Genomic DNA, 11,659 nt, shown 5'->3' with positions numbered 1-11,659 from the left:
AAGGGTGTGACGTGATGAGTGGTAAAATAACCATTAACGGACAAGTCATAGATTTTACCGATGAGACAAATATTCTGGCTGTGGCACGCAAGGCCGGTATTGATATCCCTACCCTGTGTTATCACCCGGAGCTGACCATTGCCGGCGCCTGCCGCCTGTGCGTGGTGGAAATTGAACGGATGGGCATGCAGGCCTCCTGCTCCACCGCCCCTGCGGACGGTATGGTGGTGTACACCAATTCCGAGCGGGTTAACAGGGTGCGCAAAATGGTGCTGGAACTGCTGCTGGCCAATCACGACCGCGAGTGCACCACCTGTGATTCCAGCGGCGCTTGCAAACTGCAAAAATACGCCAACGACTACGGCATTAAGCGGCTGCGCTATCCCAGCCGTACCGTCATGGCTCCGCTGGATACTTCCAGCCTGTCGGTGGTTCGCGATCCTAACAAGTGCATCCTGTGCGGCCTCTGTGTGCGGGTCTGTAAGGAAAAACAGGGCATCGGCGTTTGGGACTTCAAAAACCGCGGCTCCCGTACTGAAATCGTAGCCGCCATGGACCAGCCCCTGGCTGAATCCGCCTGCATCAACTGCGGCCAGTGCATCGCAGTTTGTCCCTGCGGCGCCCTGACCTCCAACTCTTCTGCCATTGAAGAAGTTTGGGCAGCCATCCGTGATCCCAAAAAGACCGTTGTCTGCCAGATTGCTCCGGCACCCCGGGCTGCCCTGGGTGAAGAATTTGGCCTTGGTTCCGTTGATGTTACCGGTAAACTCGTAGCCGCTCTGCGCAAAGTAGGCTTTGACAAGGTATTTGACACCGTATTTACCGCAGATATGACAACTATCGAAGAGTCCAACGAGTTCCTGGGCCGCCTGGTGAAGGGCGAAAACCTGCCCCTCTTTACCTCCTGCTGCCCTGGTTGGGTAAAATACGCCGAGGAGTTTCATCCCGAACTGCTGAATAATTTATCCACCTGCCGCTCCCCGCATCAGATGTTTGGTTCGCTATTGAAGAAAAAATACGCCAAGGAATTAGGCATTGCGCCTCAGGACATGTATGTGGTTTCCATCATGCCCTGCACCGCCAAGAAATACGAAGCCAAGCGGCCGGAATTTATGACCGAAGGCTCCTATGATGTGGACGCGGTTTTAACAACCGTCGAAGCGGCCCGTATGTTCAGGGAAGCCGGCATTCTCTTTAATGCGCTGGAAAACTCCGAGTTTGATCAGCCCATGCAGCAGACTACCGGTTCCGGTGTCCTCTTCGGCGCCACCGGCGGTGTTATGGAGTCCGTGGTCCGTTACGTAGCAGGCAAGCTGCTCAACGCCGAAGGACGGATTGATGTGGAATTTACCAGAGGCATGGAAGACACCAAGATCGCCAGCATCAATGTGGGCGACAATAAATTATCCCTGGCGGTGGTCAACGGTCTGGCCGCAACCGAGGAACTCCTTAAGAAAATCCAATCCGGCGAAATGACGGTCCATGCCGTGGAAGTCATGGCTTGCCCAGGCGGTTGCGTCGGCGGCGGCGGACAGCCTTACCAGAACGACGGCGAGCACCGCAAGGCCCGGGCCAAGGAAATTTACAATATTGATTCCAAACTGGTTCTGCACAAGGCCCAGGATAACGAAGATCTGGATAAGATCTTTGAAAAATACTGGGGCGGCTGCTGCAACCACGATACACACCATGATCTCCATACCCACTACTATCCCAAAAAGCGTGTTGCCGGCAACGAAATCGTTATTAAAGACGGGGACGGCCCCGAGATTACCGTTTGCCTGGGCGAAAGCTGCTTAAAGAAAGGCTCCCTGGCCGTGGTAGAAAAACTTCTTGAATTACCTGTCAAGGTAAAGGGTGTATTCTGTCTTGAAAGCTGCGGTAACGGCGTTTCCGTTAAGGTAAATGGCCAGATCCAAAACGTTAAAGCAGAGAATGTATTGGAAGCCATCAAAGCGAACTGTGGCTGCAGTTGCGGGACTTGCTCGTAACCGCACAAAAAATAATCCTTTCTGGGTGCTAACAGTGGTTAGCACCTACTTTTTATGTTAAAATACATTTGGTGATGAATAATGATGAAAAAACATCTGTGTTTACTGATAGGACCGGCAAAATACCCCGAGGACGATGAAAGAATGGTGTCCATGTTTTTGGCCGAACCAGGCAAAAAAATCATTTGCGGCTCCAGTACGGCCAACATGGTCTCCCGCTTTTTACCTGATACCCAAACACTCTCCGATGTCACAGGCCTGGTGTTGGTTACTGACGGTACACTGATTTTAAGTCAGACGCTGGACATCCTTTTAAATTACGGGCATTTAGAAGCCCTGCCCGGGGGTCAAGAGGATGCTAACCTGCTGGTCGCCGCCCTGTCAGAAGCTGAGTCCATTTCCTTTTTAATTGGCATGGCGGCCAATAAATCACAGCGAAGCCTCAGCCTACCGGCAAAACCCATTGTTAAGAGCCGGTTTGCCAGGGAACTGGTTGATTTCCTTAAGAAAAAAGGCAAACAAGTAATGGTGGAGTATTTTTAAGAATTTTCCTATTTTGGGTTGAGATGTTGACCAATGTCAACATCTTTTTTATTTGGAAAACTTTATTTTCAAAGAGCAACTGTATTTTTATTGTACATTATTTCACATACTACTTCTCTTTTGCCCAGTCTGTCGAAATATTATATTTAATTTCGGTCCAAAAACTACTTGACGCTCCCGAACGTTCTAGGTTAGAATTATTATAGTTAAAATTGTTTGAATATTTATAATGTTTTAAGAAGTTTAACTTGTCTAAATAAATTATAAATTATGTCATATTTCAGACAGTTTTAACCAAAAGAAAACATTAGAATATTTTGTAGGGAATGGAGGTGTGACAGTTGGTAACGCAACAACTAGTCAACGGGCAGATGACCATCACTAACATTGCCAAATACTCCATTACCAGTGCAAGTAGTCTAAATGTACCAAAGTTTGAACCATGTGTCGATGCTTATGATCAATTTGTTTTTATGGTTAAGGAGGAAAAGAGCGAATTAACCCCCTCTTTTGATCTTTACGGCCAACTGATTTGCATTTCTTAGTTATTCTTCAAAAAATACTGTTCAAAAGCAAATGTTTTCTATGCGAAAAGGTCATATTTTGAAACTTTCCTCATAAAATTTCAATGCTAGACCATAACATTTTTTATCTTTTCTTCTTTTATTTAATTTTCTCTATAGTTTAAGGCAGTTCAGGTATTTATTGGAAGGTGGTGATACCAAAAAAACTGTGATTTTTCAGAAGTTACAAAGGTTTTTCAGGGGTTTTGTGGAGGTAGCAGGAGAAACACATAGATTTGCTACCTTTCTTTCCACGAATTTGCAGTACAGGCCTTCCTAAATCTAACGAACCAGGGTGTACAAACAGTAGCCGTATAAAAAAATATGCGCTTCCGACGAAAGGAGGAACCATCGCATGGATGCAGAGTGCAAATGCAATTGTGATCAGGAAAAAATCTGGATGCCGTGTTTGCTCAGTACAAGGGCAATCCCAACGGCCTGATTGTGGTAATGGCCGCCATCCAGGAAGCCCAGGGTTATTTACCGAAGGATTTGTTAATTAAAGCCGCCGAAGAATTAGGTGTACCCCTCAGTGACGTGTACGGGGTGGCCACCTTTTATGCGGCCTTCAGCCTCCGTCCCAGAGGCAGACATTCCGTCAACCTGTGTTTGGGAACTGCCTGTTACGTAAAGGGTGCTCCCGATGTGCAAACCATGTTGGAAAAAGAAATGGGCATTAAAGCAGGCAACACCACTGAAGACCGCCGCTTTAGCCTGGACTTGGTAAGATGCCTGGGAGCCTGCGGTATCGCGCCGGTTATGACCGTCAACGGTGAGGTTTATCCCCGCATATCTGCAGATAAAGTATCTGAAATATTAGCCAAATACGAATAAAAACCTCCAGGGAGGTGAAATATATGAATTTTGCTGAACTCGAATTATTAAGGGCGTCTGCCAAAGAAGCCATTAAATTACGTCTGGGTGAAGAACCCTCTGACAACTATAAATATCACGTACTGGTTTGTGGTGGTACCGGATGTATATCAATTGGTTGTCAAAATACTCTGGAAGCCCTCCAGAAGGCCATCGACAGCCACGGTTTACAAGACTCCGTAAAAATGGTCGTTACCGGTTGTATGGGTACCTGTGAAATGGGCCCCGTCATCACCGTCTTCCCCGAAGGCTATTACTACTGCCGGGTACAACCCGAAGACGTCGAAGAAATCGTTAACTCTCATTTGAAGCTGGGCAAGTATGTGGACCGCCTGTGCTATCATGCCGCTGACGGTTCCGTTCAGCCCCGCAAGTCCGACATGACATTCTTTAGAAAGCAGAAGCGCAATGCCCTGCGCAACTGCGGTTTGATCAACCAGACCTCCATTGAAGAATACATCGCCATGGACGGTTATAAGGCACTGGCCAAAGTCCTGCAGGGAATGACTCCCCAGCAGGTGGTGGATGAAGTTAAGAAATCCGGTCTTCGCGGCCGCGGTGGCGCCGGCTTCCCCACCGGAGTAAAATGGCAGTTTGTGCTGGATCAAAAGTCTGACCAGAAATACATCGTCTGCAACGGTGACGAAGGTGACCCGGGTGCCTTTATGGATCGCTCGGTTCTGGAAGATGATCCCTATTCCATCATCGAAGCCATGACCATCGGCGGTTTTGCCGTTGGGGCCAACAAGGGCTACGCTTACATTCGTTTGGAATATCCCAGGGCCATTGATCACTTCAGCAAAGCCCTAACCCGTGCCAGAGAAGTTGGCCTGCTGGGAGACAACATTTTAGGTTCTGACTTCAGCTTTGACATTGAAATTCGTGTGGGCGCCGGCGCCTTTGTATGCGGTGAAGAAACCGCCCTGCTGGCCTCCATTGAAGGCCGTCGCGGCGAACCTCGCCCGCGTCCCCCCTTCCCCGCTGTTTCCGGTTTGTTTGGCAAACCCACCGTTATCAATAACGTTGAAACCTGGGCCAATCTTTGCCCCATCATCATTAACGGCGGCGACTGGTATGCTGCCATGGGTACCGAAAAGAGCAAAGGCACCAAGGTGTTTACACTGGCCGGTAAGATTACCAATACCGGGTTGGTTGAAGTTCCCATGGGCATTACCCTGCGTGAAATGGTCGAGGACATCGGCGGCGGTGTGCCCGACGGCAAGGCCTTTAAGGCTGCCCAGACCGGCGGTCCTTCCGGCGGCTGCATTCCGGCAGCGTACCTGGAAACCCCCATTGATTATGAAAATCTGGCTGCCCTTGGTTCCATTGTTGGTTCCGGCGGTATGATTATCGTGGACGAGGGGACCTGTATGGTTGACCTGGCGAAATTCTACCTGGGCTTTACCCAGGACGAATCCTGTGGTAAATGTACCCCCTGCCGTATCGGTACCAAGAGAATGCTGGAAATTCTTGAGCGCATCACCAAGGGATTAGGCAAGGAAGGCGATTTGGACCTGTTAGTTGAACTGGCCAACTCCATCAAGGCTTCTGCCCTGTGCGGCCTGGGTCAAACGGCTCCGAACCCCATCCTCAGCACCCTGCGTTATTTCCGTGATGAGTATGAAGCGCATATCAACGATAAAACCTGCCCGGCCGGCGTTTGTAAAATGCCCCGCAAAGGCCTAAAATCCTAGAGGATAGGAGGGGAAAAGGCATGGCAAACGTATCACTAACCATTGACAATGTAAAAGTTGAGGTTGAACAGGGTTCAACGATCTTAGAAGCCGCAAAGAAAATAGGCATTAATATCCCTACCCTTTGCTATATGAAAGAAATTAATGCCATTGGAGCCTGTCGTATTTGCGTGGTCGAAGTACAAGGTGCCCGGGCCCTCCAGGCTGCCTGTGTCGCCCCTGTTGCTGAAGGCATGGTTGTTAAAACCAATTCCGCAGCTGTCAGGGCTTCACGCAAGATGACCCTGGAGCTGATCCAGTCCAACCACCCGCAGGAGTGCAATACCTGCCTGCGCAACAATAACTGTGAACTGCAGTCCCTGTCTGAAGCCATGGGCCTGAAGGAAATTCGGTTTGTCAGACCGGCCCAGAGCCACAGCAAGGACGATATCGACAACTCTTCACCCTCAATCATCCGCGACCCCCGTAAGTGCATCCTGTGCCGCCGCTGTGTGGCCGTTTGCGAAAAAGTGCAGGGTGTTAAGTGCATCAGCGCTGTAAACCGTGGTTTTGAGACCATCGTTGCTCCTCCCTTTAACGAGGGCCTCCTTGATGTAAACTGCGCTATGTGTGGTCAGTGCTCCCTGGTCTGTCCCACCGGCGCCATTACCGAAGTGGACGACACCGGCAAAGTATGGCGTGCCCTGGATGACCCGAACAAGCATGTTGTGGTGCAAACAGCCCCTGCTGTTCGTGTAGCCATCGCCGAAGAATTTGGTATGGAACCCGGCACCGTCAGCACCGGCAAACTGGTTGCCGCCCTCCGCCGTCTGGGCTTTGACAGTGTCATGGATACCGACTTCACGGCTGACCTGACCATTATCGAAGAAGGCAACGAATTCATCAAGCGTGTCACCGAAGGTGGCGTGCTGCCCATGATTACTTCCTGCAGCCCTGGCTGGATTAAATACATTGAAATGTATTATCCTGATCTGCTGGCTAACCTGTCAACCTGTAAATCTCCTCAGCAGATGTTCGGCGCCCTGGCCAAGACCTTCTATGCTGAGAAGAAAGGTATTGATCCTGCAAATATTTACAGCGTATCCATCATGCCCTGTACTGCCAAGAAGTTCGAGTCCCAGCGTGACGAGCTTAAGGACAGCGGTTACCAGGATGTGGATGTTGTACTGACCACCCGTGAACTGGCTCGTATGCTGCGTGAAATCGGCATTGATTGGGAAAGTCTGCCCGATGAAGAGTATGATGCTCCCATGGGTCTCTCCACCGGTGCCGCGGTTATCTTCGGTGCCACCGGCGGCGTAATGGAAGCTGCTGTACGTACCGTTTACGAAGTTATTACCAAGGAACCGATGCCGGACATCAATCTGACCCCCGTTCGCGGTATGGAAGGCATTAAGGAAGCCACCCTGAAGGTTGGCGACCTTGAAGTTAAAGTTGCTGTGGCCCATACCCTGGGCAACGCCCGCAAATTGTTGGATAAGATCCGGGCCGGTGAAGCGGATCACCACTTCATTGAAATCATGTGCTGCCCCGGCGGTTGCATTGGTGGCGGTGGCCAGCCCATCCCCACCAACCTTGAAATACGCCTCAAACGTATCGCCGGTATCTATAAGGCTGACGAAGATCTGCCGATCCGCAAATCCCACGAGAACCCGGCTATCACAGCCATTTACGAAGAGTTCCTGGGTCAGCCTCTGGGTGAAAAATCCCATAAGCTGCTGCACACCTTCTATGTCCCGCGCGGGGTTTACAGAAAGCCGGAAGGCTCCCTGAAAGAATCCCCAGCGGTGATCATCATTAGAAAAGCTTGGCTTACTTGTTCCCTTTGGGTAGGCTAAGCGGCAGAAGCCTTAGCTTTTCTTATACTATCAACCATAAATTTTTATTCGTTGATAGTGCTAAAACATTCGGAGGGCTTGCACTGAGCAAGCCCTCCTTTTCTTGTAAAATAACACCCGCCCCCGACAGGTTATTTTATTGATTTAAAATCCTTGCAAGCTCCTTTAATCTGCTTACATCATTCAAATAAACCGGCAACCATCTAAAAGCAAACTTCATTAGAGCCACATCATCTTCCATAATTTCTTTGATCAGATCCTGCGGTTGATCATCCAATAAATCCGGGTGATCCGCCAGTAACTTTCTGAACCTGTCCAGATCATAGCACCCGGTAAAAATCATGTCCATAACCACTTGATCCAGTCTTGCATCTCCGGTCCGCTTCACTTTCAAAGGAATTTGCCCAAACAACTCTTCGGGTTCATGATATGCTGCAAGCCCCTGGTTTTCCATCCATTCATTGACGGTCCATTCCTTTGTTTCCTTCAGCCGTGACAGCGGGATTCCTCAAAGGCAATGCCAAATTCCCCCGTCCCTCTTACTTCCACCGGCGCCATGCGGCAGGACCAGGGGCGGACATCATACACCTGGCAGCCTTTATCTGTAATGAAGGGACAGACCAGGTCGTCTTCCCTCATTTTCAGTATAACCACAGGAAAGCCGGAGTGAGGAGACTTTAATACATGGGTGTGTTTGTTTAAAAAATCCCCGGAGGAAATTTGCATTTTCTTTCTCATTCTTAAAACATCATAGGGAGTTAAAAAAATATTAATATCCCGGCAGCATTTTTTAAAACAAGCAAGTTGATCATGACAGGAGAAAGTAAATTTATCTTCCAGTTTTAAGTTTCTTCCCATTTGTCTGCCCCTCTGTACTCTTTTATTTATTTGGTAAACACCAATGGCAATATTATAACATAATCCAGTCATTACATAACCAAATTCACATGATGGTTGTCAGGAAACCCGTCTCTTATTTCCCGACCTGGGATCTAAGGCATCCCGCAGTCCCTCCCCGGTAAAATTAAAGGCCAATATAGTTAAACATATAAAAAAGGACGGGAAGAATAACTGCCAAGGATAGTTGCGTACACCTTCCAGACCCTCGCTGGCCAATACACCCCAACTGGCCATGGGTGCAGACACCCCTAAACCTAAAAAGCTTAAAAATGCTTCCGCGAAAATGGCCTCGGGAATTAAAAGGGTCATGGTGACAAGAATAGGTCCTGTGGCGTTGGGAAGTATATGTCTGAATAAAATACGGAAGGTGCCGGCCCCCATCAGGCGAGCCGCCAACACATATTCCTGCTCTTTAAGAATCAGTACCTGTCCCCTGACGATACGCGCTAAATTCAGCCAGTAAACTGCGCCCAGAGCTATAAAAATCCCCTTTAGCCCCGGTCCCAGCAATATCGTTAATAAAATACAATAGAGCAAAAAAGGTATGCTATAAAGAACCTCAACAACTCTCATCATAACCTCATCCACCCAGCCGCCTATGAAGCCGGATATTCCGCCGTAAATAACCCCCACCACCAGGCAAATAAAGCTTGTCACTAAACCAATGGCAAGGGATATTCTGGCTCCATACCAAGTTCTGGTAAAGAGGTCCCGGCCAAGGGCATCGGTTCCGAACCAGTGCGTGAGGCTGGGAGCCTGATTAACCATAGACAAGTCCTGCTCATCATAGCGATATCCGGAAAGATAGGGTCCAAAGCAAGCCAAAATAACCAGTAGCAAAAGAGCTATGACACTGGCCATTGCCAGTCTGTTTTGTTTTATATGCTGCCAGGTCCCCAACCGGTATCCCATTCTGTTTGCTTTCTCTGATTCCTGGTTGTGGACTTGCACCGGTTTTGAAAGTTCAGGGAATGATCCCACCCTCAGGCCTCCTTGCTACCCGTTATTTTAATCCGTGGATCAATCCAGGTATAGGCAAAGTCCACCAGCAAATTCATCAACATTAAAAAGGCACTGTAAAATACCGTAACGCCCAAAATAACCGTATAGTCACGGCTACTTACACTTTGAACAAACCAGCGTCCTAATCCAGGAACGGCAAAAATGGATTCCACCACAAAGCTACCGGTCAGAATGGTGGCAATCAGCGGCCCCATGTAAGTGACCACGGGCAGAATGGCATTTCGTAAGGCGTGCCGCAGGACAATCATAGATTCAGGCAGTCCCTTTGCCCTGGCTGTTCTTAAATAATCCTGCTGCATGACCTCCAGCATGCTGGAACGCATTAGCCTGGCGATAATTGCCGTGGGGAATGCCGATAAGGCTATGGTAGGCAAGATGACCTGCTGCCAGGTGCCCCACATGGCCGGAGGCAGCCAGCCAAAATGATAGGCAAATACATACATTAATAAGCCCGAGAGGATAAAGCTTGGCACAGAGAAACAGAGGGCTGTCAAAACCATGCACAGGTAGTCCTGCCACCGGTTTTGCTTTAAGGCGGCCACAATACCTGCAGGCAGCCCAACCATTAAGGAAAAAAGGATGGCTAAAGACCCCAGAGCTGCTGAAACCGGAAAAGCAGTTTTAATGATATCGTTCACCGTTTGGTGTTCATACTTGAAGGACGGCCCCAGATCCCCGCGCAGCAAGTTGGTAAGATAATCCAGGTACTGCTTCCACAGGGGATCATTAAGACGATACCGTTCCTCTAAATTCTTTTTTACGGCATCAGGCAGTTTCTTCTCGGAAGCAAAGGGTCCCCCCGGAATAGCGTGCATCATGGCAAAGGTGATGGTTATAATCAGCCAGAGGGCTATGGTCATGGTAAACAATCGCCGTACTAAATACCGGGCCACCATGCGGTTCCTCCTACATTCTGTTACTTATGGAATAATAAGAATCATTTTGTCAAATTTACTTGGAATCAACTATATTTTAACATTAGTTGACCTGTATTTCACACTTTCTCTTACGATAAGCCGGAAAATAGCTAGGGTTTCCCGTTTTAAAAGCCATTTTGTTAGCTTAATGAGAAAACACCCCTAAGGGTGTTCGTCAGCTTTTACTTTGTTGTTTAAGCAAATTTTTTAAAGCTTCTGTAACAGACTTATCTTGATTATTGATCCTTTGCCCTACAGTACTCCTTAATTTTTTGATCTTTGCCAGCTGCTCCGCAGCGCTGAAGGCTTCTTTTAAAAGGTTGACTGTTTCTTCAGGTAGTTGTCCCTGTTCTGTTTTCTTCATATTGTCCCCTCCTCCTACCGGTAAAATCGGCAGTCGTAGGGACACCTTTAGAGCCGGAGATTTTAATATTTATAATATCAGTATGAAGCTATTCTCATTCCAATACATATAGCGTAAAATTTAAAATTAACTAGTTAACTACATATCCTGTTGTATTTTATAGGGTGACCTTACAGTGGAAGAGTTATTATTTTATGGCTTTCTTTTATTTGCCATAAATGCTTTTACAATCATCCCAAGCGTATGCTTTGACGGTGTTTTTCATTGAAAAAAATCAAAACTGTCTGGCTGATTACAAATGTCCTTCTTGTTTTGATTATTCTTTTGGCAGAAAAATTTAATGATTAACAAAAAACAAAACACCCTATCCTTTCAAGGATAGGGTGTTTAAAATTACTCTGGCGACGACCTACTCTCCCGGGGGCTTGCGCCCCAAGTACCATCGGCCCTGGAGGCTTAACTTCTGTGTTCCTTCAAAACTGAATAGCTTTAAGCTCAAGCATCGTTTTACCAGTTCGAACTTCGAATCTCGAACCTCGAGTATTGGTCTCTCAAACTAAACAGTTGAGATGATGAATGATCGACCAGAGTTTCAGTCGTCAGTCGTCAGGCATCGGTCGTCAGTCTCGTTGGAATTCGCAGAGCGAATTCCTTCTATCCCGTCGTCCGACGTCTGCTTGCCGACGTCCGAATGCTCCTTAGAAAGGAGGTGATCCAGCCGCACCTTCCGATACGGCTACCTTGTTACGACTTCACCCCAATCACCAACCCCACCTTCGACGGCTGCCTCCTTTCGGTTAGCTCACCGGCTTCGGGTGTTGTCAGCTTTCGTGGTGTGACGGGCGGTGTGTACAAGGCCCGGGAACGTATTCACCGCAGTATGCTGACCTGCGATTACTAGCGATTCCGACTTCATGTAGTCGAGTTGCAGACTACAATCCGAACTGGGACCG

General features: G+C 48.3%; 11 protein-coding genes and 1 rRNA gene. 6 read left to right on the top strand and 6 right to left on the bottom strand.

The window, feature by feature from the left end; genetic code table 11:
- Positions 1–14: 14 nt before the first annotated feature.
- The 6 genes from P378_RS11125 (at position 15) to P378_RS11100 (ending at position 7,502) form a co-directional block, all read left to right on the top strand.
- The gene (locus P378_RS11125; RefSeq protein ID WP_099083298.1) at positions 15–1,991 is read left to right on the top strand and encodes a [FeFe] hydrogenase, group A; all 1,977 of its coding nucleotides are present in this window, start codon (positions 15–17) and stop codon (positions 1,989–1,991) included.
- Positions 1,992–2,072: 81 nt separating this feature from the next.
- Positions 2,073–2,534, top strand: coding sequence for a phosphatase (locus P378_RS11120; RefSeq protein WP_099083297.1), 462 nt, complete (start codon positions 2,073–2,075; stop codon positions 2,532–2,534).
- 341 nt (positions 2,535–2,875) lie between these two features.
- A complete protein-coding gene (locus tag P378_RS11115; protein WP_099083296.1) occupies positions 2,876–3,079 on the top strand; it encodes a hypothetical protein in 204 nt (67 codons plus the stop codon).
- A gap of 423 nt (positions 3,080–3,502) precedes the next feature.
- The gene (gene nuoE, locus P378_RS11110) at positions 3,503–3,931 is read left to right on the top strand and encodes an NADH-quinone oxidoreductase subunit NuoE (protein WP_238473139.1); all 429 of its coding nucleotides are present in this window, start codon (positions 3,503–3,505) and stop codon (positions 3,929–3,931) included.
- Positions 3,932–3,954: 23 nt separating this feature from the next.
- Positions 3,955–5,664, top strand: a complete 1,710-nt coding sequence (locus P378_RS11105) for a NuoF family protein (protein ID WP_099083294.1) — start codon at positions 3,955–3,957, stop codon at positions 5,662–5,664.
- 20 nt (positions 5,665–5,684) lie between these two features.
- Positions 5,685–7,502, top strand: a complete 1,818-nt coding sequence (locus tag P378_RS11100) for an NADH-dependent [FeFe] hydrogenase, group A6 (protein WP_238473138.1) — start codon at positions 5,685–5,687, stop codon at positions 7,500–7,502.
- Positions 7,503–7,638: 136 nt separating this feature from the next.
- On the opposite strand, the gene P378_RS23605 is transcribed toward P378_RS11100, so the two are convergent.
- The 6 genes from P378_RS23605 to P378_RS11075 form a co-directional block, all read right to left on the bottom strand.
- Entirely contained in the window at positions 7,639–7,896 is a 258-nt protein-coding gene (locus P378_RS23605) for a hypothetical protein (RefSeq protein ID WP_338013906.1), read from the bottom strand.
- A 92-nt stretch (positions 7,897–7,988) separates the two neighbouring features.
- The gene (locus P378_RS23600) at positions 7,989–8,360 is read right to left on the bottom strand and encodes a YkgJ family cysteine cluster protein (protein WP_338013905.1); all 372 of its coding nucleotides are present in this window, start codon (positions 8,358–8,360) and stop codon (positions 7,989–7,991) included.
- A 99-nt stretch (positions 8,361–8,459) separates the two neighbouring features.
- Complete coding sequence (locus tag P378_RS11090) at positions 8,460–9,383, bottom strand: ABC transporter permease (RefSeq protein WP_238473137.1); 924 nt, start codon at positions 9,381–9,383, stop codon at positions 8,460–8,462.
- Positions 9,384–9,385: 2 nt separating this feature from the next.
- The gene (locus tag P378_RS11085) at positions 9,386–10,318 is read right to left on the bottom strand and encodes an ABC transporter permease (protein ID WP_099083362.1); all 933 of its coding nucleotides are present in this window, start codon (positions 10,316–10,318) and stop codon (positions 9,386–9,388) included.
- A 199-nt stretch (positions 10,319–10,517) separates the two neighbouring features.
- Positions 10,518–10,706, bottom strand: coding sequence for a hypothetical protein (locus P378_RS11080; protein ID WP_099083293.1), 189 nt, complete (start codon positions 10,704–10,706; stop codon positions 10,518–10,520).
- A gap of 702 nt (positions 10,707–11,408) precedes the next feature.
- Positions 11,409–11,659: ribosomal RNA gene (locus P378_RS11075) — 16S ribosomal RNA — on the bottom strand; the annotation flags it as partial.

It is taken from the genome of Desulforamulus profundi, from assembly GCF_002607855.1.
This window is presented reverse-complemented; position numbering and strand designations above follow the sequence as displayed.

Bases quoted from the DNA above. Each gene is read 5' to 3' on its own strand.
- P378_RS11100 (WP_238473138.1), top strand. From the start codon at position 5,685: ATGGCAAACGTATCACTAACCATTGACAATGTAAAAGTTGAGGTTGAA.
- P378_RS11105 (WP_099083294.1), top strand. From the start codon at position 3,955: ATGAATTTTGCTGAACTCGAATTATTAAGGGCGTCTGCCAAAGAAGCC.
- P378_RS23600 (WP_338013905.1), bottom strand. From the start codon at position 8,360: ATGGGAAGAAACTTAAAACTGGAAGATAAATTTACTTTCTCCTGTCAT.
- P378_RS11120 (WP_099083297.1), top strand. From the start codon at position 2,073: ATGATGAAAAAACATCTGTGTTTACTGATAGGACCGGCAAAATACCCC.
- P378_RS11125 (WP_099083298.1), top strand. From the start codon at position 15: ATGAGTGGTAAAATAACCATTAACGGACAAGTCATAGATTTTACCGAT.
- P378_RS11080 (WP_099083293.1), bottom strand. From the start codon at position 10,706: ATGAAGAAAACAGAACAGGGACAACTACCTGAAGAAACAGTCAACCTT.